Here is a 23,815-nt window from a genome sequence, read left to right as displayed (position 1 = left end):
TCTCCTGTCTCCACGAAAACCGGTTCACGGGAAAGCACCAACCTGCTAGATGGGGCGCAGTGCCGGATCCTTATGAACGCTTCATCGAACTCGCGCTTCGCCCGCTGGCGGGAAAGTCGCCCGCGGAGGATTTGGCGCGGGGCGAGTTGATGGAGCGGCTGAATCACTCGCGGCCGGGGCCCGGAGACGATTCGCTGGAGGCGGCAACGGCGCGACTTGAAGGCCCGGGAGGACGCTTGTGGAACAACGGCAAGCAGGTGTTCCTGCTGTTGCTCGTGTTTACTGTTGTGCTTGGAGCGATGTCGTTTGCGAGTTGGCGGGAGCTGGTCCGGATGGACTACCTTTACCATCTCCTTCCCCACGAACCCGATCACCTGAAGGCGGCGGAGCGCGAGCTCGAAGCAACAGTCGCGGACGACCAGCGCCTGTTTCTCTTCGCGAACAGCCAGATGATGGGCGAGAAGCTCCGCGAGGATTGGCGCAAGGGTTACCAAGCGAGTCTCCCCAGTGATCCGGCGTTGCTGGAGGAATACGTGGTCCAATACGGCTTTGGCGACGGGCCGCAGCGCGAGCGCATCCTCGAGCAAGCGCGACGGATCGATACCGGGAACGGTTTCTGGGACCTGCGTGAGGCGGGGGTGTGCATCGCGCGTTCGAAGTTCAAGTATTCGAATTCAAAGCCTCCGTCTGGCTATGGGCCGGCTTTTCCGGCCCTTCAAACCGACGAGGCCTATGACGAAGCTGTAGCCCTGATGGCGAAGGCGGTTTCGGCGCCCCGGTTCGAAACAAGAATTCCATCCAACACTGCAAGGCGCCTGGAGATGCTGGGACGGGCTACCAATCTGGCAGAAGTCGCGGACCGGCTCATGTTCGCCGAAGATCAGCGTGGTGGAGGCTCCTATCCGAACCGGTGGCAGAACTTGTGGCAGGCCCGTATGGAGGAACTGGCGAGAAAGCAGGACAGGGAAGGCCTGCGCGAGTGGTTCGAGACGCTCGAACGATTGGTGTCGCGCTGTTTGAAGGAGTCTGGAGACAAGAGGTTCTACAATCCGGGCGGTCTGGTAAGCTTGGGCGCTTCGCGGATTTCAGTGGACCTCCTGCGTCGCTTCGATCTGAACGACGAGGCGGACCGATGGGCCTATTGGGCCGGGCAAATTCGGAAGCCGAGCTCGAATGTTTCAGTGACAAACGCAGAAGAAATAAGCCGGAAGGCGTCGGCTTTCACCCGGGTCTCCTACTACTCCTCCGGAGCATTCGTGTATGAAGGCGAACTCGAACCCGGCCGCCGCGCCGAGCATGCGATGGCCGACCGGATGCTGGCCATTTCGGCCGCGATCCTCTTCGGGGTATTGGCATGGCTGGCGGGTTTGGAAGGCTGGAGGCGCGGGCAGCCGGTACGCGGACTCGCGGGGGGAGTGGGGACGCTGCTGGGGCTATCCGACTTCGCGTGGATCTGCGGTCTTGGCATCGTGATCCCTGCCGCGTGGCATATGGCGGTCGCCGGGATTTCGCCGCTAGGCTGCCGGGACTACAGGATCGATTTCGAGGATATGAAGCCGATCGCCTTGAGAGCCGGAGGCAGCTTCCTCTTCGCTGCCTGCATGCTGGTGCAATCGGCAAGGTGGCGGCTGGCCAAACGGGGAGGCCTGCTGGGTCTCAGGCCAACCTTGTGGCAGGGCTGGGCGATCGCGGTGATTGCGGCCCTGTTCGTGCCGGCGATGGGAGCGGCGCGCTATTGCCCTCCGAAGTGGCAGGAGGAGTTTATCAACTACGGTAGTGCCGCTGCGGGTCTGCCCCTGCTATGGTTGCTGTGGCGCTCGTTTGCGCTGATTCTTTCTCCGCGGAGAGTGGCGCTGCCGGGAGTCATAGTTTGCCGCGCGCTGGTTCCGTGTTTCGTTTCCACCGGTCTGGTCCTCATGGCCGCCGGTTATCTGTTGGAACGGGAGGAATCCGAGTGGGTGCAGCGGGATACCCTGGCTCATTTCTACCCTGACGGCATCGGCATGCCCGTCGCGACGGATCGCCTGGTGCAAGCGCTGCGAAGCCAGATGCTGCACGCCCTGGAAACCGCTCCGGGGGCGACGAAGTGAGGCTGAGGTGATTCCGGTCACTTCCCGCCTCGCCAAGTCGCGGCTCCTTTGTCAGACAACCGGCGAACGATGGCTCGAGTGCTTGTGATTTTCGCCCATCCCGCATTCGAGCGGTCGCGGGTGAACCGTGCCCTGGTCGCTGCGGCTCGCGCGACGGAAGGCGTGACGGTCCATGATTTGTATGAGGCTTATCCCGACTACCTGATCGAGGTGAGGGACGAGCAGCGCTTGTTAGAAAGCCACGATGCAGTGGTGCTCCAGCATCCGTTCTTCTGGTACAGCAGTCCGGCGATCGTGAAGGAGTGGCTGGATCTGGTGCTGACGTATCGCTGGGCCTATGGCGAGGACGGGACTGCCTTGCGCGGAAAGGTTCTCGCGCAGGCGATCAGCGCAGGTGGACCGGAGCTGGCCTACAAGCGCGGCGGGCTGAATCATTTCTCCGTGCGGGAACTTCTCGCGCCCTTTGAGCAGACCGCACGGCTGTGCGGCATGGGGTATGCAGAGGCTTTCACCGTTCATGGCGCACACCATCTTGATGCGGCTGCGCTGGTCGCCGAGTCGCAGCGCTATCAGGCGTGGCTCGGCGCTCTGCGCGACGGCGCCTCTCCGCTCTGGCTTCCCACTCCCTGATTGACTGACAGATGGCATTCGAAAGCGCCTTTGCCCAAGCCTTCCTCTACCTCGCTGCGGCGCTGGTTGCCATTCTCGTGGGCAAGCGCCTGGGTCTCGGCGCAGTGCTTGGTTACCTGATCGCCGGGGCAGCGATCGGCCCGTGGGGCTTCGGCTGGATCGGTCGGGAAAGCGAGCAGATCACGCATTTCGCTGAGTTCGGCGTGGTGATGATGCTGTTCCTCGTCGGATTGGAATTGGAGCCGTCGCACTTGTGGAAGATGCGTCGCGAGATCTTCGGGCTGGGGACTTCGCAGGTCATTGCATCGGCGCTAGCCATCGCGGCTGTGGTGCTTTTGTTCGGACTCGGGTGGAAGGCGGCGCTGGGCATTGGCCTGATCCTGGCGATGTCGAGCACGGCGATCGTGCTGCAATGCCTGTCCGAGAAAAACCTGCTGCGCACGGAGGCGGGGCAGAACTCCTTTGCGGTGCTGCTTTTCCAAGACCTCGCGGTGATCCCGATCATGGCGGTGTTGCCGCTGCTGGCGGTGGGGCAGGTGGTGGCGGTTCAGGATGCTCATGGTGGCAGCGATGCGTGGATGGCTCATTGGCCGGCCTGGGGCCGCGCCATCGCGACGATCGCGGCGGTGGCGATCGTCGTGGCTGTGGCTCGCCTCGCGGTGCGGCCGATCTTCCGCGCCATCGCCGCCACAAGGCAACGCGAGGCATTCACTGCGGCGGCGCTGCTGCTGGTGATCGGGATCGCGCTGCTGATGACGAAGGTGGGGCTGTCCGCGGCGCTCGGGGCCTTCGTGGCCGGAGTGGTGCTCGCGACCAGTGAGTACCGCCACGAGCTGGAAAGCGACCTGGAGCCGTTCAAGGGGCTGCTGTTAGGGCTGTTCTTTCTCGGCGTGGGGACCGGCATTGATTTCGGCCACATTGGCTCGCACTGGGGACTCGTGCTCGGTGGTGCGGCAGCGCTGCTGCTGGTGAAGGGAGGCGTGATCTTCGGGCTGGCACGCTTTCAGGGTTCCAACTACGCGAGTTCGCTGGTTTTTTCGTCCGCGCTTGCAGCGGGTGGCGAGTTTGCGTTCGTCCTCATCGCCTTGGCTGCGAATGCAGGCGTGTTTCCCGTCGAGATCTCGCGCACGCTGATCGCGGTGGTGGCGTTGACGATGGCGGCGACGCCCTTGCTGATTCTCGCAGCCCATCGCTACACGGCGCGGTGCGTGGCCCGCGATGAGAAGGAGGAGCGGGAAAGCGATGCTCATGACCAAGGCGCGCCGGTGATCATCTGCGGTTTCGGCCGTTTCGGCCACGCGATCGGTCGCTTGCTCCAGACGCAGGGGATTGAGAGCACGGTGCTCGACAACGATCCTGACCAGGTGGAAACGCTGCGGGCGCTCGGCATGCCGGTATTTTATGGTGATGGGGCTCGGCCCGACCTGCTCGCGACGGCCGGTGCAGCGCATGCGAAGTTGCTGGTGATCGCATTGCGGGATGCGGATGTGACGATGAAGATCGTGGAGACGGCGCGGCAGCATCATCCACACCTGCGGATCTTCCTGCGTGCCTATGGCCGTAGTTCGGCTTACCAATTCATCGATGCCGGTGAGGAAGGGTTTTACCGCGATACGCTTGATTCCTCGCTGCGGATGGGCACTGACGTTTTGTGCGCGCTGGGAATACCAGCCTACGCAGCGCACCGGGCCGCGAAGCGGTATCGCAAGGCGGACGAGGCCTCGGTGCGCGAATACGCCCGCCAGCGTCACAAGCACGATAGCTTCATCGGCGCCTCGCGTGAGGCACGGGTGATCTTTGATCAAGTGATGCGAGCGGGTCTTCAGGAGCATCATCCTGCGGATGACTCGTGGTCGCCGCCGATGGCCGGGGAGAAGAAGGAGGACTGAGCCGATCAGGGTTTAGCAAAGCTGGCGCGGGTGCGCTCTTGGAAGGACGGCAAGGCGGCGACTTTCTGCGGGCCTTCCTGATACCAGAAGGCGACGCTGGTGTAGTCATCGGCTTCGTCGGGCTTGGTGGCGTTGACGTTGTCGTGCTGGTTTTGGATTTCGACCTTGAGGCCCTGTTGGAAGCGGACGGGGTTTGCCACATACCAGCGATACATGCGGTTGACGCCGATCTCATTGAGAGGATGGCCGCAGTAAGGAGAGGCGAAGGTTTTCCAATCCGGCTTTTCCCAGCAGGAGCCGTATTCGTCCTCGGTGCCCGGGGTGTGAGCGAAGGTCTTGCCATCGAGATGGAAGATCGTGTCGCCCTCGCCGAACCACACATCGTGGATGCGGGAGACTGCCTGGAGGTAGCTGCCGATGTATTGGCCGCGGCCGCGGGCTTCCATCATGACGTGGAGGCCGTTAGAGACCGGATTGCTGCGGTGCCATTCGCAGTGGAGGCGGCTCTTTTCCTGTGCGTAGGAAGGGTCTTCCTCGCGGTCGATGCCATAGGCGACCTTTTGCACGTAGTCGCGGTCGCCGTCGTTGGAGAGCACGAACTTGGCCCCTTTCGAGTGCGGCATGGGCAGATAGCACATGAAGCAGGCGTGATTGATCTGCATTGGCAGGGAAGTGTAATCCACCGATCTGCTGCCGATCGCGCCGAAGAAATCTGCCAACGGGAGTTGGATGCTGGGTTCCTTTGAGTCGTCCCAATAGATCTTCAAGACCAGGCCGGGATACCAGCGGCCGGCGGTGTCGTCGGTGATGTAGAAGTAGGTGACCTTTCCCGGTCCCTTGAGATCGGCGAGGACGTGGTCGCCGCCCTTGGGAATAGAGATTTGGTGGAAATTCGTCACTGTCCGCGAGCTGCCGCCGGTGATGCGGTAGAGATCGCCTTGAGCGCTCGCTGTCTTGCAGGGCGAGAGCGCGAAGGCTGCCATGATGGAGGTGAGGAGAAGGTGCTTCATGGGTTGGAGGAATTTCGATCGCCGCGCGAGTGGTAGATAGCGGCTCTTTTGGCAGCCGGGGCGAAAGCTGTCAGCGCCAGTTCCAGACGGATATGGCCGCTTTCCGCCCCAGGGTCCGGATACGCAATGAAACGCCAATTTTTGGCAAGTGACCGGGATCAAAATGAAACGCGATGGTTATGATCGATCCCACATCGGTCATGATCATGCGCATCCCTTTCATCAAACTGCCGGCGATCGTCGCTGCCTCCGTGCTCTCCGCCGGACTCGTTTTTGCCGGAGACAAGGCGGCGAACAACAAGTGTCCGATGATGACCGAGGACGAGGTGGAGGAGGAGCATCAGGTGGATTTCAAGGGAACTCCGATCGCGCTCTGCTGCGGCAAGTGCGAGAAGATGTGGAAGGCCGATGAGAAGGCTGCCGCTTACTACGTGAAGGTGGCGACGGAGCTCGGCCTGCTGCCGCAGTTCAAGGGGAAGGAAAAGGAGATCGGGCTGGATGCCATCGAGCTGCTGCCGCAGCGCTACTGCCCGATTCATCAGAAGACGCTGATCACTCCTTCCAGTCCCTTCGTCGAGTATCAGGGCGTGAAGGTGTACTTCTTCAATGAGAAGGCGAAGGGCACTTGGGAGAAGGATCCCGAGGCCGCGGCGAAGAAGGCGATCGACGCTGGCATCCTGCCGCAACTGAAGAAGGAAGCCTGAATCATTCTAACAAACCGATCCAACCACCATCATGTTCATGAAGACGTCCCTTCGTTCCGGTATTCTCGCCAGCCTGCTGCTGGCTTCCGCATCCCTGGCTCACTCCGTTTGGGTCGAACCCGGCCCGGATGGGACCCTGGTCGTCCGCTTCGGCGAATTGGACGGGGAAGTGGAGAAGTCCCCGGGTCATCTCGATTCCCTGGGAACTCCGGCGGGCGTGGTCTTGCCTGCCGCGAAGGACGCCAAGCCGTTGGATTCACAGAAGAAATCCGACCACTACACCCTCGGCGAGGCGAAGCCGGATCAGGCTCTCGTGGCGGAGACCGCCTTCCCGGTGATGGCCTTCGAGGGCAAGCCCGCGCGGCGGCCGGTCTTCTATAGCCGCTGGTTGCCGTCTGGCGGTGACAAGGTCGCCGCGCAACCCGCGCTCACGCTTGATATCGTGCCGACGGGGAATCCCGGCGAAGTCCGCGTCTATTTCCGTGGCAAGCCTCTGCCGGACACGAAGGCCCAGCTCAATGCGCCCAATGGCAGCCACACCCCGCTGAAGACCGATGCCGAGGGTATCGTGAAGTTCACCACGGATGAGCCGGGCCGGTGGGTTCTAACCGTGCCCGGCTACAGCGAGCCGCTTCCCGGCTTTGCGAACGGCCAATCCTATGCCGTGGCCAGCCACAATGCCTCGCTGAGCTGGGTGGTGGCGAAGCCTTGATGGGCTCTTCTCCGGGGCGTGTCCCTTTTTCCTCCCGCCATAGCAAACGGCTCGCAGGTGACTGCGGGCCGTTTTGTGTAACGCATGCTTTGAAGCTGCACTAACGCTCTCCGTTGGACATCCGCGAGATGGTCGCTCGCAGTTGCCGATCGCGGGCTTCCAGTTTCTTCACGACTTCGTTCTGTTCCGGAGGGGCACCGCTGCCGTCGGGCATGCCTACCATTTGGATTTCTCGCGCCTCTTGTAATGCGGTGAAGTTTTTTTCGAAGGCTTGATAGGCCTGCTCCAGGGACGCGATTTCCAACGATGGCTCGGCAGCCTCTTTGTGAGGCGGGCTCTTCATCATCATTGCTGCGGTGACGGCGGCTCCGATCAGGCAAAGGGACATGGCTGCTGCGAGCGCGCGTTTCCGTGTCCACCAGGTACGGGGCCCGCGGGTTGAAGGCTTTCGCGCGATGGGTTTCTTCGCCTCCTCGAAGTGTTCGCGGAATTCGGCGACGGTGCGGAAGCGCTGGTCCGGTTCTTCCTGCAGGGCTTTCATCACGACCTCGTCGATGCGCATGTCCACGGTCGCGCGTTTGGAGGGTGGCGTGATCTGCCCGTTGCCGGGGCGCTGGCCGGTGATCATTTCATAGAGCACCACGCCGAGGGAGTAGATGTCGACGCGGTGGTCGAACGGTGATGATGCGCGTTGCTCCGGGGCGGCGTAGTCGGGTGTGCCAGCGGCCAAGGTGTGTGCTGCCGAGTTATCCGGCGCGGCTTGAGGGATTCCGTCCACGGCCGGGTCATCCATCATTCGCGCGATCCCGAAGTCGGCGATCTTCACCTTGCCATTGCGATCAATGAGCAGGTTCTCCGGTTTCACGTCGCGATGGACGATCCCGCGATCGTGCGCGGCCTGAAGCGCGTCGCATACGGGAGTGATGATTTCCAGTGCCTCGTCAGGGGTGAGCCGCCGGCTTTGGATCAACTGCCTCAAGTTCACTCCGTCCACGAATTCCATCAGGAGGTAGAAGTATCCGCCTGCCTCACCGAAGTCGTGGACGCTCACGATGTGGGGATGATCGAGCGCTGCGAGGGATCTTGCCTCGCTGGCGAAGCGCCGGGCAAACAGGGGATCGCCAGCGCGCTCCGGGGCCAGCAGCTTCAATGCGACATGCCGGTGCAGGGATTTCTGCCTGGCCTTGTAAACCACGCCCATTCCGCCGCGGCCGATCAGGGATAGCACGTCCAATTGCGGGAAGAATTCCGCGAGCTCTTCCACGGTGGGGATGGCGTGGAGTTCTTCATCGGCTGCTCCGCCGATGCGCGTGAGCGTGTCAAAATTCAGCGCGCCCAGGCAGCGGGCGCACAAGCCATCCACACTGGCTCCCGCCAGAGGAGCACCGCAACGGGGGCATGCGGTAGCGGCTATTGAGTCCTCGGTTTTGACGACATCGCTCATCGTTGCCCGAGGGTTGAAATGAGCGCCCGCATCTCATCTTCCACTTCTTCGGGAGAGGAGACTGTGCCCGCGACCTCCGCGCGGAAGATCTCCCGGAAGCGCTTGCGGAAGCGGTGAACGAGGCTTCGCGCCGATGCGGGCAAGAGCTGAAGCTCGCGCGCGATGGCGATATAGTCGATGTCTCCGCGCCCGGCTGTGAGGCAGGATTTCAGCACCGTGAAGTCGCCGGGCCGCGTGCTGCGCTCATATTCCCGCCGGAGGTGATCGAGGGTGGTCTGCATCAGCACCATCGCCCAGTTCCGGTCGAATTGTAGTTCGTCCGGCACGGACGCGTTCGCGGCGGTGCTGGCAGAGAACAAGCGCTCGCCTTCTTCGGATTGGAGACTCACGAGTTGTGATAAGCCGCCGCGCTTTTCTGCTTTAGCCCGGTCCCATTCGTTTGCGAGGAAGCGCTTCATAGCCACCAGCAGAAAGGTTCTCAGTCGCCCGCGATCTGGCTGGGCGGAGGAAAGCCAACCTTTTTCTAACAGCCGGGAGAAAAATTCGTGAGTCAGGTCCTGCGCATCGTGGGGCGAATATCCGCGGCGACGCACATAGGCATAGAGGGGCGAAAGGTATTGTCGGTAGAGCGACTCCACCGAGGCATTCACGTCCGCCGGCGAATGCCCCTGCGCACCGATGACGATGGACCATCGGGTCGTATGGAAGTCTCCCAGGTGGGTGCGGAAGGCATTCGGCATGGGAGCAATTCAGGGGATCGAAATGGAACGGCGCACGGTGAGCGAAATAAGGCAAGATGGACCGGAATACAAACCGCAAAGCACTGGCCGGAGGGCTCCGGCCAGTGCTGATGGGAGATGCGGAACCGGATCCGCGCCGGAGGTTTTTGTCACCTTCCGGGTGGGTTCACCGGAACCGGGGCGACGGGAGTCGGGGGAGGGACGGGCATGGCGGATGCCGCCCTGTTGGTCCGCGAGCTTTCGACTGCTACGATCAAGGTTTCGATCTTGTCGATCTCGGATGGAGTGTTGCGGACCACCAGCACCTTGGAATTGATCAGGGTCGCTGAAGCTCCTTCGGGAAAGTTGACGCCGCACATTTTCAGCAGGTCTTGGATCGAGACGAGTGAGCTTCCGAAATCCGGCGGCACGTGGAAGGTGCGATTGAAGAGGTCTTCCTGATCGTTGGGATTGACCAGCGTGACGGCGTAGTCATCCACCTTGTAGCGGAACCGGGTAGCCTCGCAGACGTATCTAAGAGCTTCGGCCAGCGGAACATTGCGCAGGTGGAGGCTCTTGATGTGAGGGGCTTCCGGTTTGGGCTCTTCCTTGCCGGTGGCTGGCGCAGACTTCACCGGGGTGTAGCGGACCACGATATTCAGTCCTTTGCGGGCAGGATCGAGCTCGGTGGCATCAAGCTCGACGGAACGCTTCCTGAGAAAGTCGACGGCTTCTTCCAAGGACGCGTCCTCGAAGTCGATCTTGGGAATTACGATGGTCCGGAGTTTCGCCATGAGGTAGGTGGCTCCATCCGAGGCACCCGGCCGAAGCGACGGGTCCGCCACCTGGGTTAACTTCTCCAGCTCCTCCTTCTGCTTCGTCAGCTTTTCCTTCAGCCGATCGATTTCATCGCCGGCGAGTCCGGAGTTTTCCTTTTCGGCATTTTCGATCTGCCGCTGCAGGGCGACGACCTCGTCGATGCTGGTTCGCAGGTCTTTGCTTGCCAACGCGAGGTCTCCGACGATGGAAAGCCCAGGCTCTCCGGCAGGTGCTGGCACGTCGGGTAGCTCGCCCCGCTGGTAGCTGGCGAGCGTCACTTGGAGGCCGGCTTTTTCTTCTTCGATGGTGGCCGCCGCGACTGCTTTTTGCTGCCCGGCAATCGCTTCGTCCCGCTTGCCCAACAGGAAGAGCGCGCGCGCCCTAGTATCGAGCACCTTGGGTTTGAGATCGGCATTCTCGCCACCGAGTTCGATGGCGATGTCTGCCAATTTCAGCGCGATCGCCGGATTGCGGGCGACGTCGGGCGATGTGATCATCTTCCACGCGAGGTCATTGAGCGCGTCGGCGCTTTCCGACATGTCCTGTCCTTGGGCGGCGGCGATCTTGCCTTCGCCGCCGATCTGATCGCCCACGGCAGTGAGCCACTGCACGCGCTTGTCGAGGATCTCCGGGGCGATGCCGGTGGCGCCGCTTTGGATTTCCCGCGCCGATCCGATGAGTGCCTGGATGGCCTTTTGATATTTTGCCAGCAGCACCTTCTGCTCGATCTCGCGGATCTTTGCCGGTGCGTCCTGCGCTTGCACGGGTGGCGTGAGCATTCCGGCGGCGAGGAGCAGGGGTAGGATGGATCGTGGTTTCATTGGTTCGATTTCGGAGTGTTAGAGTCCGGAAGCGGCCTGCCGGTGGGGCAGCATTCACCGTTCATCTACCTATTTAAGAATCCATGAGGCCTTGTTGCGGGGTTTCGGAAAATCATCACGAAATTGTTTCCCCGGCGAGGCCTATGCTATTCCGGGAGCCTCGGCTATTTCAGCAGAGTTCTCATCCCTCTCTCCGAGGGCAACGCGGACTGGCCAAAACAAAACGGCCCGCAATTGCTTGCGGGCCGTTTTAATGAAGGTGGCGGAGAGAGAGGGATTGACCTCCGGTCCACGCCAGTTTGCGGCTGCGCCGATCGAAGGATGGTCGCGAAGCTCCCGCCGCCTTCAAACCCTCGGCCTTTGCAGGAGGGTTCTCATCCCTCTCTCTCCCTAGGCGATGCAGACTTTCCGAAACAAAACGGCCCGCAATTGCTTGCGGGCCGTTTTAATGAAGGTGGCGGAGAGAGAGGGATTCGAACCCTCGGTAGGTTTTAAGCCTACGTTCGATTTCGAGTCGAGTGCCTTAAACCGAGCTCAGCCATCTCTCCTTTTTGCGGCTGGGGGCGGGAAATTAGCAACGAGCCCCGGGTTGTAAAGCTCCGGCTTTCGCGAATTCACCGCCGGGCGCTCATTCGCCCTCGTCGGGTTCCACGGCGGCGGCGAAGGCGGCGTTGGCCTTTTCTTCGCCGGGTTGGGGGACGGCCTTTCCGGGGATGACGTGGATCACGTCGAGCGGCGCGGTGGCGCGGCTGCGGCGGACGGCTTCCCGCGAGATGAAATCGACCAAGGTGCCGGACATCAGGATGGCTGCGGCGGCCAGGCCCATGCCGATGACCCACCAGCGTTCGCCATTGCGGCCGCCGCGAGGGCTGCCGAAGGCGGATTCGCAATCGAGGGCTGCACTCACTTTCGGAGGTGCCGCGCGGCGGGAAGAGGGCGGGAGCACCTCGAACGCCGGATGCACGGGCGGCGACTCGATTTCCAAGTCGGGCACATGCAGGCCGGTCTGGCGGCCGGAGGCGAAGGGAGAGCGCGCGGGCTGCGGATGGGGCACATCCGCCCGGCCAGCGAAGGAGTCGAAATCATCGGCTGACAAACCCTCCACCGGCAGTTCGCCAGCGGTGCCAAGCAGGACCTTCCGCACGTCGATGGCGGTCACAAAGTCCTCAATGTCTGCACGGGCCGAGCCCGCCGGGTCTTCGCCGCGTGGAATCACGGGCAGGGGGGACAGGTTGTCGGGGAGATTCATGTCGGGACAAACAATTGGGAGAGTGTGTAACGCGTTGGCTGCAAATGGGTCAACGATCATTTTTTCTTAAATAATTTGCCAAAATTTCAAAAAATTGCCTGACGGAGGTCCGGGGCCCGTGCTCTATCAGTCCATGCCCGCTTCCATCGTCATGACCGTCCTCGCGGCCGATCGTCCCGGCCTTGTCCGAGCCCTTTCCGAGACCATCGCCGCGCATGGCGGAAGCTGGCAGGAGAGCCGGATGGCGCGCTTGGCGGGGCAGTTCGCGGGGATCCTGCGGGTGGAGTGTGCGGAGGCGGAGACCGAGGCGCTGTTGGCGGCTCTGGCTGGTCTGGAAGGACAGGGCATCTCGGTGCAGGCGAAGCGCGAGGTGGCGGCACCCACAGAGAAGCGGGAGACGCTGGCGCTAGACGTGGTGGGGAATGACCGGCCGGGGATTATTCGGTCGCTGTCCGCGGCGATTGCCGGGGCGGGGGGGAATGTGGAGGACCTGTCCACCACGCTGGAGAGCGCGCCGATGTCCGGGCACCCGATTTTCCACGCGAAGGGGGTGGTTTCCCTCTCGGCGGGCAGTGCTCCGGGGGCGCTGATCGAGGCGATCGAGAATCTGGGGCCGGATCTCTCGGTTTCGGTGGAGGTTTGATCTCCACCGGGTCGAGCGGGCTGCTGGGGACCATTCGGCCGGCCTGGAGACCGGCGCTCCCGGGGGCTTGCTCGTGGCAAAGGCTCTTGGGGACCATTCGGGCGGAATGAATTCCGCGCTCCCAGTGGGTAACCCGGGGGGAATCTAACTCTTCCCTAGCAGACAGCCGCTGTCCTTGCCGCCGCGGCCTCGTGCCGCTACAGGGGCGGCGTATGGAACACCACGTGTATTTCTGGCTGAAGGACGAGAACAAGAACGAGGCGGATCGCAAGGCCTTCGAAGGCGGGCTTTCGAGCCTCTTCAAGCTCCCGGGTCTCCTCGGCGGATTCTGGGCCGTGCCGGCGAAGGTGATGGAGCGCCCGGTGGTCGACCAGTCCTGGGACTACGCGTTGACGATGACCTTCGAATCCATCGAAGCGCAGGATGCCTATCAGGTGGATCCGGATCACCACGTCTTCATCGACAGCTTCAAGAGCTTCTGGGCCCGCGTGGAAGTGCGCGATCTCGAAAAGGCCGGCCAATGAGAGCACTGCAACTCGTAGCCCCGTCCACGCTCGCCGTGGTGGATCTGCCCGCGCCCGTTCCGGGAGCGGGGGAGGTTCGTCTGCGCGTGAAGGCCTGCGGCATCTGCGGCAGTGACCTGCACGGCATGGATGGCAGCAGCGGCCGGAGAATCCCGCCGCTGGTGATGGGGCACGAGGCCAGTGGCACGGTGGATGCGGTGGGTGAAGGCGTCACGGCATGGAAGGCCGGGGATCGCGTCACCTTTGACTCCACCGTGTGGTGCGGCGAGTGCGGCTATTGCCGTGAGGGCCGCGTGAATTTGTGCGATGCGCGGCAGGTCGTCGGCGTCGCTTGTGCGGAGTTCCGCCGTGATGGCGCGTTCGCGGAGCTGGTGACCATTCCGCAGCGCATCCTTCATCGCTTGCCGGACGGGCTGTCGTTTGAAGAGGCGGCGTTCGCCGAGCCGGTGGGGGTAGCCTTGCATGCGGTGAACCGGGCAGGGGAGATCGCCGGACGTACGGCACTCGTCGTAGGTGCGGGCTTGATCGGCTTGCTCGTGATCCAGGCTTTGAAAAGGGCGGGTGCGAAGAGGATCATCGCCGTGGATCTGGATGAAGGGCGACTCAAGCTGGCGAAGGAGCTGGGCGCCGATGATGCCATTATCAGTGGTAGTGGCAGCATTCCTGAAGTGGACGTGGCGATGGAGGTCGTGGGTGCCGCGCCGACGGTCGATCTCGCCATTCGCTCGGTGCGGAAGGGTGGGCGCGTGGTTCTTGTCGGGAATCTTTCGCCGACGGTGCCGCTGCCCTTGCAGATCGTGGTCACCCGCGAGCTGGATGTGGTCGGCACCTGCGCCATTGCTGGTGAGTATCCGGAGGCGCTGGAGGCCATCGCTTCCGGAGACATTCGCGTGAAGCCGCTGATTTCCGCCAGTGTCGCGCTGGAGGAAGGCGTGTCGGCTTTCGACAAAGCCAAGGCACCCGGCGCCCTGAAGGTGCTGGTGGTGGATGAAACAGCCGTGGGCAAGCATTCGTAATCATGGATCACACGTATCGTGAAATGTGTCAGGCTTGCGACAGCAAGCTGGTGAGCCATTACATCAGCCAGCCGGGAGCTGAGCCGCCGAGCATCTCGCTTTGTGACGACTGCGCGCAGACGCATACTCCTGCGTTCGCGAGGGACGGCATGGAAGATTTGAAAGACGGGGACTGTCGCTTTTGTGGCGGACAAGCGGTGGCGATCGATAGCTTGGCGCGCATGACCGATGGCGACGGGGCGGAGGAGAAGTTTCTCTGCCGATCCTGTGGTTCCGAATATCACCGGATTGGCCTGCGGTTTTTTGAAAGCCCGACGGATCCGGATTCGAAGGCGGACGAGCGGCTGCGTGAAATCATGGAGCAGATCGACACGCACATGAGGCGCTGGGTCATCCAACGCGACAATTGATGGATTCCCGGGAACAGTCGGCTTGCTCGAACTGCGGTGAGGATGGAGCTGCCTTTTTCCTCGTCACCATTGTCATGGGAGAGAAGAAATCCCAGAGGCTCTGCAAGAAGTGCTACGAACAGTTTCAGGCTGGCTCCCCAATCCATCAGGCATTGAGGCAGGCGAAATGTCGCTTTTGTGGCGGGCAAGCGGTGGCGACCTCGATGTTTCCGGCTGGCGGGACAGGCGCTCTGCCCCACTTTGACTTTGTGTGCCGCTCCTGCTTGGAAGAGAGCCAGCGGCTGTTTCTTGCGAAACTGGACGAGTGGGGGATGACCCTTGATGGTTTCCCGGATCCCGGTGAGGCAAATCAAATCCAACAGCTCATTGAAGACATCGATGCCCAGATGCGCCGCTGGGTCATCCAACGCGACAACTGAATGAATCCTCCTTTCGATCTCACTGGAAAAACCGCCCTTGTTACTGGAGCCAGCCGCGGGCTGGGCAAAGGCTTCGCGCTCGCGCTTGCGAAAGCCGGTGCGGATGTCGTTGTCACGAGCCGGACCTTGTCTTCGCTGGATGAGACCGTGGCGGAAGTCGAGGCGCTCGGGCGCGAGGCTTGGCCGGTGGTGCTGGATGTGCGCGACAAGGAAAGCATCGATGCTGCGGCAGAAGCTGCGTGGTCTGCTGCGGGGCATCTCGACATTCTGGTGAACAACGCCGGCTGCAATGTCCGCAAGCCTGCGCTTGAGGTGACGTGGGATGATTGGAATCTGATCCTCGATACCAATTTGCGCGGCGTGTTCTTCACGGCCCAGGCGATCGCGCGACGGATGGTGGAGCGTGGCTACGGGCGGATCATCAATATCGGTTCGGTCACTTGCGTGAATGGCTATGCGGGCCTTGCTCCGTATGGCGCGAGCCGTGGTGGTGTGAAGCAGCTGACGATGAGCCTGGCGGATGATTGGGGGAGGCATGGGATCACGGTGAATTGCCTCGCCCCGGGTTGGTTCAAGACGGCGCAGAATGCGGTGATGTATGAGGATACGGGGTGGGTGGATTATCTGACCGATCGCATTCCGCTGAAACGGCCTGGAGCGCCGGGGGATCTGGATGGGACGCTAGTGTTCCTGGCTTCCGATGCGGGTGCCTATATGACGGGGCAGACGTTGTTGGTGGACGGGGGGATTTCGGTTGGGGCGGTGAAGGCGGTTCCGAAGAAGGCGTGAGGATGATGTGTCGACAGAATGTCGACACTCCTCAAGGTCGCTTGCGCTCCAGCAGGCCCTGCGGTTTCCTCAATTGGTCGCATGCGCAAGATCATCCACATCGACTTGGATTGCTTCTACGCGGCGATCGAGGAGAGGGAGAATCCTTCGCTGCGTGGCAAACCAGTGGGCGTGGGCGGCAGTTCGCGGCGCGGGGTGCTGACCACGGCGAACTACGAGGCGAGGAAGTTCGGTTGCCGGTCGGCGATGCCGGTGTTCAAGGCGTTGCAGCTTTGCCCGCAGCTGATCCTGGTGCCGGTGCGCTTCGACCTCTATCGCGCGGTGAGTGCGCAGGTGCGTGCGATCTTCGGGCGCTTCACGGAGAAGATCGAGCCGCTGTCGCTGGATGAGGCTTATCTGGATCTTTCCCACCTGAATTCCTCGGGGGAATCGGTGGCGCGAGAGATCCGCAATCAGATCCGCGAGGAGCTGGGAATCACGGCATCGGCGGGCATCGGGCCGAACAAGCTCATCGCGAAGATTGCCAGTGATTGGAACAAGCCGGATGGGCAGCATGAGGTCGGGCCGACCGACGTGGAGGCGTTCATGCGGGACCTGCCGGTGGGCAGGCTGTGGGGAGTGGGTGGCAAGATGCGGACGAAGCTGGAGTCGCTCGGCATCAAAACCTGCGGCGACATGCAGCGCTACGACAAGATCGAGATGGCGCGGCGCTTCGGCAAGTGGGGTCTCGAATTGTGGGAGCTATGCCGCGGCATCGATGACCGTGAGGTGGAGCCGCGGCGCATCCGCAAGTCGATCAGCAATGAGAATACCTTCCGGGAGAATCTGGTGACGCTGGATGAACTGAGGTCGCCGTTGCACGCGATGCTGGATGAACTGACGGCGGACCTTACCCGTCATGAGACGCGTGGTATTCGCTCGCTGGTGGTGAAGATGAAGTTCGCGGACTTCACGCGGACTACGGCGGAGAGGGCGCATGCCGTGCTGGAGCCGGAGATTTTCGACGAGCTTCTGGAGGAAGCGTGGCAGCGGGGTGAGGGGAAGCCGGTGCGGTTGTTAGGCGTGGGGGTGCGGTTCCGGGATCCGGAGGGGAGGGAGCAGATGGAGTTGCTCTGACGCGTCGACGGAACGTCGACACCCCTTATCGAGCCAAATACTTGCGGGACTGGACGACGTACTTCTCGGCCCAGGTTTTTACCTTGGCCTGCTCGTCGAGCGAGAGGGTGCGCACGACCTTTGCCGGTGATCCGAGCACGAGAGAGCCTGGAGGGATCACGGTGCCGCCGGTGACGAGGGCGCCCGCGCCGATGATCGAGCGTTCGCCGATCACGGTGCCATCGAGCACGATGGCTCCCATGCCGACGAGCACTTCATCCTTCACCGTGCAGGCGTGGAGGATGGCGGAGTGGCCGACGGTGACGAGTTCGCCGACGTAGCAGCCGTAGTCATCGGCGAGGTGGATCACGGCGTTGTCCTGCACATTGGAGCGCGGTCCTATGACGATTTCGTTGATATCGCCGCGCAGGGTGGTGTTGTACCAGACGCTGCTTTCCTCGCCCAAGGTCACGCGGCCGATGACGTCGGCACTGTTGGCAATGAAGGTGGTAGGATGGATTTGCGGCGTAAAAGACTCGTAGCGCTCGATGGCCATGGCAGGAGAAACGTGGGATGCGTCCGGCATGCTGTCAGCCGCGAATGTGGCGGATTTGCTACCGAACGGAAAGAGACCGATGGGGCAGAACGGGTAGACGGGGCAAGCTAGTCACAAATCCTGACCCCCTTGTGTCGCCGCACGGGCCAGCCTTCACTTTTCCAAGCGAAGCGGTCACGGCGTTTCGATTTAAGGTGGCTGGGAGGAGATCGACGAGCTTCCGCGAGGCAATCGCGGACCACACTTCCCACCGGATCCCCATGACACCGTCTCCACTCAAATCCTCGACACCGTCGATTTCCTCCCTCTCAGGGCTTTCCTCCCTGACCGCCTTGCTCGGCTTCGCGGCCGGCGGCATCGCGACTGCGGCCCCATTCACCACGGGCAACGTTGTGATCTACCGGGCCGGCACCGGCACCGGCAGCTTGGTGAACACCGGCAACCCGGTGTTTCTGGATGAGTACACGCCTGCAGGTGCGCTCGTGCAGTCGATCCCGATGCCGACGGCGGTCTCCGGCTCTGACAAGCGTCTGGTGGTGAGCGGCACTGCCTCGTCCGAGGGCATGATCACGCGGAGCGCCGACGGCAGATACCTTCTCGCCACCGGCTACGATGCACCGATCCCGACCACCGGTGTGGCGAGCACGCCGGCAGCGACCACGAACCGGGTGGTCGCCCGGGTCGATGGGTCCGGCATCGTGAGCACGTCCACTGCGCTCACCGACGCTCCCACGGGCAATAACATCCGCGGAGCGGCTTCGAATGACGGCACCTCCGTCTGGGTTTCCGGCGGCAGCAACGGCGTGCGATACGCGCCCACCCTGGCAACCACCACTTCCACCGATCTTTCCTCGGCCTCGCTGGCAAACTCGCGCGTCTTGTCGATTTTCGGCGGCCAGCTTTACGCGTCGGCCAGTTCGGGAACGAATACCTTCAAGGGTGTCAGCACCGTTGGCACGGGGCTTCCGACCTCGACGGGCCAGACCGTGACCCGGCTTCCCGGCCTGACGGACACGCTTTGCCCGAGTTCCTACGCTTTCTTCCTCGCCGATCTGGATGCGGGAGTGAGCGGCGTCGATACACTTTACATCGCCGACGACACCACCACCGGTGGCGGCCGCGGTGGCGTCCAGAAGTACTCGCTGGTCAGCGGCACTTGGACTGCCAACGGGATCGCGGGATCGGGAGCCGATTCCTATCGCGGGCTCACGGCCAAGGTCAGCGGCTCCACGGTCACCCTGTTCGCCACCCGCAAGGGCGGAACTGGTGCCACGGGTGGCGGCGAGTTGGTATCCTTGGTTGATAGCTCCGGCTACAACGCCACCATCACGGCGACACCGACCTTGCTTGCGACGGCGACGGCGAACACCGCCTTCCGCGGCATCGCGCTGGCACCGGTCGCACCGGTGACTTCGGTCGATCTTTCCAAGTATGTCCGCGTCGGTCGCTACGACCTGCCGGAGCCGACCCGCACCACCGCCCCGGCGGACAATCTCCTCTGCCAGGAAGCGTCCGGCGTCGCTTACAACTGGGACACCGGCACGCTCTTCATCGTCGGTGACGGCGGCAAGTCGGTGACCGAAGTCAGCAAGACCGGCGCACTCGTCAGCACCATGAATCTGGCGCTCGGTGCCAGCTCGCAGGGTACGGAGTTCTTCGACACCGAAGGCATCACCTACATCGGTGGCGGCCAGTTCGTCATGACCGAAGAGCGCGATCGCCAGGCGGTGAAGTTCACCTACGTCGCCGGTGGGACGCTGACCCGCGCCGCGGCGCAGACCGTGAAGCTCGGCACCACGATCGGCAACGTCGGCCTTGAGGGCGTGTCCTATGACCCGCAGACCAGCGGCTTCATCTTCTCCAAGGAACTCGAGCCGGAAGGCCTGTTCCAGACCACGATCGACTTCGCGGCGGGCACCGCCTCGAACGGTTCGCCCACCACGGTGAACTCGACGAATCTCTTCAACCCGGCGCTGGCCAATCTCGAGGACATGTCGGACGTGTTCGCGTTCTCGAACCTGCCTTCGATGACCGGTCAGCCGCAGGCGGGCAATCTGCTCATCCTGAGCCAGGAGTCGGGCATGATCCGCAACGTGGATCGCTCCGGCAACATCAGCAGCACGCTGACGCTGGTGTCCGATGCGGGCAACCCGATGACCATCCAGAACCAGACGCACGAAGGCGTGACGATGGACCGCGATGGCAACATTTACGTGGTCAGCGAAAACGGTGGCGGCGATGCGGATCATCCGCAGCTCTGGGTCTTCTCGCCGTCCACTGCCACCAACGTGGCTCCGACCGTGCTGGCTCTGAGCACGCCTTCCGCGACGATTCCGGAGGACACCTCCACCACGGTTGCGATCAAGGTGGCGAACATCGTCGTCACTGACGATGGCCTGGGAGTCAACCAGCTCTCCGTTTCCGGAGCCGACGCCGCTTTCTTCGAGATCATCGGCAGCGGCCTGTATCTGAAGGCGGGCACCGTCCTCAACTTCGACACCAAGTCGACGTACAACGTCACCGTCAATGTGGATGACACCACGGTGGGTGCCACGCCGGATGCGCTCGCGAGCTTCACGCTGAACATCAGCGATGTGGTGAACAACGTCAGCGCCATCCGGGTCACGGAAGTGGCGCCATGGAGCAGCGGCAACAGCGCGGTCGCGGCCGACTGGTTCGAGCTCACCAACACCGGCTCGTCCGCCGTCAATATCACAGGCTGGAAGATGTACGATAGCTCGGGCGGCTTCGGTTCCGCGGGTCCACTCAGTGGCGTGACCAGCATCGCCCCGGGCGAGTCGGTCATCTTCGTGGATGGAGCCTCAAAGGTCGCCGGGTTCAGCACGAATTGGTTCGGAGCGAATCCTCCGTCGGGTCTCCAGATCGGTTCCTACTCGGGCCCTGGCCTGAGCACCGGCGGCGACGCCGTGACCATCTACGATCCGACCGGTCTCGTGATGGCCAGCGTGACCTTCGGCGCTTCCACTCCGGTTCCTGGTCCTTACCTGACCTTCGACAACACCGCGGGGCTGGACGCGACGGCGATCAGCGCGCTCAGTGCGATCGGCCAGAATGGTGCCTTCTATTCGGCGGCCACCACCAATGAAATCGGCTCGCCGGGTTCGGCGGTCCTTTCCACCACGCCGGTGGTTTCCATCACCGCGACCGATGCGAATGCTTCCGAAACCGGACCTGATGCGGGCACCTTCCGGATCACCCGCACCGGCAGCACGATCAGCGCAATGAATGTGGTTTACACCATCGCCACCGGTGCCGGCCAAGCCACCAGCGACGACTACACGCCGGTGCTCACGTCACCAGCGATCATTCCGGCCGGTGAGTCCTTCGTGGACATCACGATCACACCGGTGGACGACAGCAGCGTGGAAGGAGCCGAAACGGTGGTTCTGAACTTGAATGACACCGGCAGCTACGATGTCGGTTCGCCTGGCAGCGCGACGGTTACCATCGGGGATAACGATGTGGCCAACTCGCCTCCGACCTTGGTGGCACTCAACAACACCGTCACGGTATTGAAGGATTCCACCAGCACCTCCAGCCCGATCAAGGTGGCGGACATCGTGGTCACGGACGACGGCCACGGCACCAACGACCTGAGCTTGGCCGGTGCGGATGCCAGCTTCTTCGAGATCACGGGCGGCGCCCTGTATCTCAAGGCTGGCACCTCGCTGAGCTATGCGACCAAGGCGAGCTACGCCGTCACCGTGAACGTGGATGATACCGCAGTCGGCCTGACTCCGGATCTGAGCGTGAATTTCACGCTCGGCATCGTCCCGAGCACGATCTTCATCACCGAGGTGCACCCGAACGGAAGCAGTGCTTCCTACGGTGCCGACTGGTTCGAAGTGACTAACACCGGCTCCACCGCCGTGAACATCTCGGGCTGGCAGATGGATGACAGCTCGAATGGCACCGGCAAGCTGGTGCTTCGCGGAGTGACCTCCATCCCGGCCGGCAAGTCGGCGATCTTCTTTGAAGGCATCGCTGACGGCACCACCGATGCCACGATCAAGGCCAATTTCTCGACCGCATGGTTCGGCTCGGCCACTCCTCCTGCCGGCGTTCTCATCGGTGCCTACGGTGGCTCCGGTGCGGGCCTGAGCGGCAGCGGCGATGCCGTGAATGTCTTCGATTCCGCAGGCAACCGGGTCGCCGGTGTCAGCTTCGGATCGTCGACCGCCTCCGCGAGCACCACGTTCGACAACCAGGCTGGTCTGGGCACCATCAACCTGCCGCTTCCGGCGATCTCGACGCTGAGTGTGATCGGAACCCACGGTGGCTTCCGTTCCGCGAACAACCTGGAGACCGGTTCGCCCGGCACCATCATCAACAACTCGGGTAGCTTCCCGGCATGGCTGGCCTCGAATGGCTACACCTCGCTCGGCTTCGACCTCGACTCTGACAACGATGGCCTGAGCGACGGGATGGAGTACTTCTTCAACCTGAACCCGAACAACGCCGGAGATTACTCGAACCTGCCGCAGGTCACCTCCAATGGTGGTGCGCTGCAGCTCGGCTACACGCTCCTCAACAATGCTTATGGCGTCGCCGGTTCGCTGCAGACCTCCAGTGATCTCGACGCCTGGACCCCGGCGCTGCCCGGCTTGGACTACACGCTGGCCAGCTCGGTGGTGAATGGTGACGAAATCGCGCTCACCTACAATCTGCCCGGCACCGGCCCGTCGGCTCCGAGCCCATCGTCGACCTACCTCGCTCCGAATGCAGCGGACCCGGCGGGTGCATCGCTGGGTGGCGTGCGCGTGGTGAATGAAGGCCTCGTCGGTGTCGGCCGCCTGAGCGGTGAGAACGTGGACAAGTTCGGTGAAACGCAGGGCGCGTCGTCCGGTGTGATCATCACCAACTGGGGCTTCAACGATGGTCACTTCAACGGCACCTTCAACGTGCTTCCGGACCGCGGCCATGGCGACGGCACCTCCAACTACGCCGCCCGCCTGCACAAGGTGGACTTCACGTTCGCTCCGTACTATGGCGCTGGCCCGGTTCCGCAGAACCAGGTCCAGATGACCTACGTGGACTCGACGAAGTTCACCTATCAGGATGGTGCAACGGTGAAATTCACCACGGGCCTGAATCCGAGCCCGACCGGCAACAAGACCTTGTTCGGTCAGACGGTTGGCACCGTGCAGGCCGCGAACGGCCCGGGCGGTGCGCAGGAAGACCTGCTCTGCATCGATTCCGAGGCGGTGTATCTGTTCCCGGATGGTTCCGGTTACTTCTCGGACGAGTATGGTACCTACATCGTCCGCTTTGACGCGACGAAGAAGATCACCGGCATGACCCAGCTTCCCGGTGCGGCCCAGCCGTTCCGTCCAGCCGGCACGCCGAACTTCGACTCGGTCACTGCTCCGACCACCGGCCGCCGGAACAACCAGGGCCTGGAAGGCATGTCCGTCTCGCCGGATGGCACGCTCCTGTTCGCCATGCTGCAAAGTGCCACGGTCCAGGATACCAATGGTGCCCAGCAGCAGACACGGAACAATGCCCGTCTGTTCGTCTACAACATCGTGGGTCCGAACCGCGAGAATCCGCAGATCATCGGCGAATATGTCGTGAAGCTGCCGCAGATCGACCTGAATCCGAATGCCGCTCCTTCGGCACTGGACGGAACCGCGGCCCAGTCGGAGATCGTCGCTCTCAGCAACAGCTCATTCCTGATGCTGCCGCGCGATGCCAATGGCTTGGGCAAGCTGAACTCGACGGCGATCACCTTCAAGTCGGTGCAGCTTGTTGATTTCGCCTCGGCCACCAACATCCTCGGCCAGTACGATGGTGTCACCGATCAGATCAGCCCGGGCGGCGTGCTTCGTCCCGAGATCAAAGCGGCTGCCACCGGGGAAGTCATCAACATGCTCGAACCGACGGATCTCGCCAAGTTCGGCTTGAACACGACCATTCCCGCGAACGCCAACACGCTGAACGAGAAGATCGAAGGCATGGCGCTGGTGCCGGATCTTTCGACCCCGGCCGCCAACGACTTCTTCCTCTTCGTGGGGAACGACAACGACTTCGAATCGTCCGATGTGCAGATGCTCAATGCGGCTGGCAACGTGGTCAGCAAGGGTGACGGTCGCCTTACCCCGGGCATCACCAATGACGCGATGTTCTACGTCTGGCGCCTGACCATCGATGCGGGCCAGAAGAAGTTCTTCCGCATGGATGTGACGCATGCTCCCTGAGGTCTTCAGGAGCGGCATTTACCGCTGAATCATTCGGCCCCGGTGGACTCGATCCACC

Annotated in this window: 19 protein-coding genes and 1 tRNA gene; 13 read left to right on the top strand and 7 right to left on the bottom strand. The window is 62.5% G+C overall.

From position 1 onward, the window contains the following. Nucleotides 1-59 precede the first annotated feature (59 nt). From WKV53_RS00620 to WKV53_RS00610, 3 genes are all read left to right on the top strand, one after another. A complete protein-coding gene (locus WKV53_RS00620) occupies nucleotides 60-2,090 on the top strand; it encodes a hypothetical protein (protein ID WP_341402328.1) in 2,031 nt (676 codons plus the stop codon). A gap of 69 nt (nucleotides 2,091-2,159) precedes the next feature. After that, nucleotides 2,160-2,720, top strand: coding sequence for an NAD(P)H-dependent oxidoreductase (locus WKV53_RS00615; protein WP_341402327.1), 561 nt, complete (start codon nucleotides 2,160-2,162; stop codon nucleotides 2,718-2,720). Between the two features lie 11 nt (nucleotides 2,721-2,731). Next, the gene (locus WKV53_RS00610) at nucleotides 2,732-4,609 is read left to right on the top strand and encodes a monovalent cation:proton antiporter-2 (CPA2) family protein (protein ID WP_341402326.1); all 1,878 of its coding nucleotides are present in this window, start codon (nucleotides 2,732-2,734) and stop codon (nucleotides 4,607-4,609) included. Nucleotides 4,610-4,614: 5 nt separating this feature from the next. Here WKV53_RS00610 and WKV53_RS00605 read toward each other — a convergent pair whose 3' ends face one another. Further along, nucleotides 4,615-5,619, bottom strand: a complete 1,005-nt coding sequence (locus WKV53_RS00605) for a glycoside hydrolase family 172 protein (protein ID WP_341402324.1) — start codon at nucleotides 5,617-5,619, stop codon at nucleotides 4,615-4,617. Between the two features lie 206 nt (nucleotides 5,620-5,825). On the opposite strand from WKV53_RS00605, the gene WKV53_RS00600 reads away from it, so the two are divergent. Both WKV53_RS00600 and WKV53_RS00595 read left to right on the top strand, forming a co-directional pair. Next, nucleotides 5,826-6,323, top strand: a complete 498-nt coding sequence (locus tag WKV53_RS00600; protein ID WP_341402323.1) for a hypothetical protein — start codon at nucleotides 5,826-5,828, stop codon at nucleotides 6,321-6,323. A gap of 37 nt (nucleotides 6,324-6,360) precedes the next feature. Further along, nucleotides 6,361-7,035 carry a DUF4198 domain-containing protein gene (locus WKV53_RS00595; protein ID WP_341402321.1) on the top strand — a complete coding sequence of 225 codons (675 nt, stop codon included), beginning with the start codon at nucleotides 6,361-6,363 and terminating at the stop codon, nucleotides 7,033-7,035. A 100-nt stretch (nucleotides 7,036-7,135) separates the two neighbouring features. On the opposite strand, the gene WKV53_RS00590 is transcribed toward WKV53_RS00595, so the two are convergent. The 5 genes from WKV53_RS00590 to WKV53_RS00570 all read right to left on the bottom strand — a co-directional run bounded on the left by WKV53_RS00590 (nucleotide 7,136) and on the right by WKV53_RS00570 (nucleotide 12,087). Then, a complete protein-coding gene (locus tag WKV53_RS00590; protein ID WP_341402319.1) occupies nucleotides 7,136-8,479 on the bottom strand; it encodes a serine/threonine-protein kinase in 1,344 nt (447 codons plus the stop codon). Further along, a complete protein-coding gene (locus WKV53_RS00585) occupies nucleotides 8,476-9,219 on the bottom strand; it encodes an RNA polymerase sigma factor (protein WP_341402318.1) in 744 nt (247 codons plus the stop codon). Before WKV53_RS00585 ends, WKV53_RS00590 begins: the two co-directional genes overlap by 4 nt. Before the next feature lie 149 nt (nucleotides 9,220-9,368). Continuing rightward, nucleotides 9,369-10,838: a hypothetical protein gene (locus tag WKV53_RS00580; RefSeq protein ID WP_341402316.1), complete on the bottom strand. Its 1,470-nt coding sequence runs from the start codon at nucleotides 10,836-10,838 to the stop codon at nucleotides 9,369-9,371. Between the two features lie 455 nt (nucleotides 10,839-11,293). Next, nucleotides 11,294-11,386: transfer RNA gene (locus tag WKV53_RS00575), tRNA-Ser, on the bottom strand. A gap of 80 nt (nucleotides 11,387-11,466) precedes the next feature. Further along, the gene (locus WKV53_RS00570) at nucleotides 11,467-12,087 is read right to left on the bottom strand and encodes a hypothetical protein (protein ID WP_341402315.1); all 621 of its coding nucleotides are present in this window, start codon (nucleotides 12,085-12,087) and stop codon (nucleotides 11,467-11,469) included. 133 nt (nucleotides 12,088-12,220) lie between these two features. Here WKV53_RS00570 and WKV53_RS00565 point away from each other — a divergent pair, with 133 nt between their 5' ends. The 7 genes from WKV53_RS00565 to dinB all read left to right on the top strand — a co-directional run bounded on the left by WKV53_RS00565 (nucleotide 12,221) and on the right by dinB (nucleotide 17,004). After that, entirely contained in the window at nucleotides 12,221-12,730 is a 510-nt protein-coding gene (locus WKV53_RS00565) for a glycine cleavage system transcriptional repressor (protein WP_341402314.1), read from the top strand. A 212-nt stretch (nucleotides 12,731-12,942) separates the two neighbouring features. Next, the gene (locus WKV53_RS00560; protein WP_341402313.1) at nucleotides 12,943-13,254 is read left to right on the top strand and encodes a Dabb family protein; all 312 of its coding nucleotides are present in this window, start codon (nucleotides 12,943-12,945) and stop codon (nucleotides 13,252-13,254) included. Continuing rightward, nucleotides 13,251-14,270, top strand: a complete 1,020-nt coding sequence (locus WKV53_RS00555; RefSeq protein ID WP_341402311.1) for a zinc-dependent alcohol dehydrogenase — start codon at nucleotides 13,251-13,253, stop codon at nucleotides 14,268-14,270. The genes WKV53_RS00560 and WKV53_RS00555 overlap by 4 nt, the downstream gene beginning before the upstream one ends. Before the next feature lie 2 nt (nucleotides 14,271-14,272). After that, a complete protein-coding gene (locus tag WKV53_RS00550; protein ID WP_341402310.1) occupies nucleotides 14,273-14,680 on the top strand; it encodes a hypothetical protein in 408 nt (135 codons plus the stop codon). Further along, entirely contained in the window at nucleotides 14,680-15,099 is a 420-nt protein-coding gene (locus WKV53_RS00545; protein ID WP_341402308.1) for a hypothetical protein, read from the top strand. Before WKV53_RS00550 ends, WKV53_RS00545 begins: the two co-directional genes overlap by 1 nt. After that, complete coding sequence (locus tag WKV53_RS00540) at nucleotides 15,100-15,888, top strand: SDR family NAD(P)-dependent oxidoreductase (RefSeq protein ID WP_341402307.1); 789 nt, start codon at nucleotides 15,100-15,102, stop codon at nucleotides 15,886-15,888. A gap of 81 nt (nucleotides 15,889-15,969) precedes the next feature. Next, nucleotides 15,970-17,004 carry a DNA polymerase IV gene (gene dinB / locus WKV53_RS00535; RefSeq protein ID WP_341402305.1) on the top strand — a complete coding sequence of 345 codons (1,035 nt, stop codon included), beginning with the start codon at nucleotides 15,970-15,972 and terminating at the stop codon, nucleotides 17,002-17,004. A gap of 25 nt (nucleotides 17,005-17,029) precedes the next feature. Here dinB and WKV53_RS00530 read toward each other — a convergent pair whose 3' ends face one another. Next, nucleotides 17,030-17,569, bottom strand: coding sequence for a gamma carbonic anhydrase family protein (locus tag WKV53_RS00530; RefSeq protein WP_341402304.1), 540 nt, complete (start codon nucleotides 17,567-17,569; stop codon nucleotides 17,030-17,032). Between the two features lie 230 nt (nucleotides 17,570-17,799). On the opposite strand from WKV53_RS00530, the gene WKV53_RS00525 reads away from it, so the two are divergent. Then, on the top strand, nucleotides 17,800-23,757 hold the full coding sequence (locus WKV53_RS00525) for an SdiA-regulated domain-containing protein (RefSeq protein ID WP_341402302.1): 5,958 nt from the start codon (nucleotides 17,800-17,802) through the stop codon (nucleotides 23,755-23,757). Nucleotides 23,758-23,815: the final 58 nt, after the last annotated feature.

The sequence above is a fragment of the Luteolibacter sp. Y139 genome, from assembly GCF_038066715.1.
GTDB lineage: Bacteria > Verrucomicrobiota > Verrucomicrobiia > Verrucomicrobiales > Akkermansiaceae > Haloferula > Haloferula soli.
This window is presented reverse-complemented; position numbering and strand designations above follow the sequence as displayed.

Coding starts and splice junctions, on each gene's coding strand:
- WKV53_RS00530 (WP_341402304.1), bottom strand. CDS start 17,569: ATGCCGGACGCATCCCACGTTTCTCCTGCCATGGCCATCGAGCGCTAC.
- WKV53_RS00565 (WP_341402314.1), top strand. CDS start 12,221: ATGCCCGCTTCCATCGTCATGACCGTCCTCGCGGCCGATCGTCCCGGC.
- WKV53_RS00600 (WP_341402323.1), top strand. CDS start 5,826: ATGCGCATCCCTTTCATCAAACTGCCGGCGATCGTCGCTGCCTCCGTG.
- WKV53_RS00525 (WP_341402302.1), top strand. CDS start 17,800: ATGACACCGTCTCCACTCAAATCCTCGACACCGTCGATTTCCTCCCTC.
- WKV53_RS00560 (WP_341402313.1), top strand. CDS start 12,943: ATGGAACACCACGTGTATTTCTGGCTGAAGGACGAGAACAAGAACGAG.
- WKV53_RS00595 (WP_341402321.1), top strand. CDS start 6,361: ATGAAGACGTCCCTTCGTTCCGGTATTCTCGCCAGCCTGCTGCTGGCT.
- WKV53_RS00615 (WP_341402327.1), top strand. CDS start 2,160: ATGGCTCGAGTGCTTGTGATTTTCGCCCATCCCGCATTCGAGCGGTCG.
- WKV53_RS00545 (WP_341402308.1), top strand. CDS start 14,680: ATGGATTCCCGGGAACAGTCGGCTTGCTCGAACTGCGGTGAGGATGGA.
- WKV53_RS00585 (WP_341402318.1), bottom strand. CDS start 9,219: ATGCCGAATGCCTTCCGCACCCACCTGGGAGACTTCCATACGACCCGA.
- WKV53_RS00550 (WP_341402310.1), top strand. CDS start 14,273: ATGGATCACACGTATCGTGAAATGTGTCAGGCTTGCGACAGCAAGCTG.
- WKV53_RS00580 (WP_341402316.1), bottom strand. CDS start 10,838: ATGAAACCACGATCCATCCTACCCCTGCTCCTCGCCGCCGGAATGCTC.
- WKV53_RS00590 (WP_341402319.1), bottom strand. CDS start 8,479: ATGAGCGATGTCGTCAAAACCGAGGACTCAATAGCCGCTACCGCATGC.
- WKV53_RS00570 (WP_341402315.1), bottom strand. CDS start 12,087: ATGAATCTCCCCGACAACCTGTCCCCCCTGCCCGTGATTCCACGCGGC.
- WKV53_RS00605 (WP_341402324.1), bottom strand. CDS start 5,619: ATGAAGCACCTTCTCCTCACCTCCATCATGGCAGCCTTCGCGCTCTCG.
- WKV53_RS00555 (WP_341402311.1), top strand. CDS start 13,251: ATGAGAGCACTGCAACTCGTAGCCCCGTCCACGCTCGCCGTGGTGGAT.
- WKV53_RS00540 (WP_341402307.1), top strand. CDS start 15,100: ATGAATCCTCCTTTCGATCTCACTGGAAAAACCGCCCTTGTTACTGGA.
- WKV53_RS00610 (WP_341402326.1), top strand. CDS start 2,732: ATGGCATTCGAAAGCGCCTTTGCCCAAGCCTTCCTCTACCTCGCTGCG.
- dinB (WP_341402305.1), top strand. CDS start 15,970: ATGCGCAAGATCATCCACATCGACTTGGATTGCTTCTACGCGGCGATC.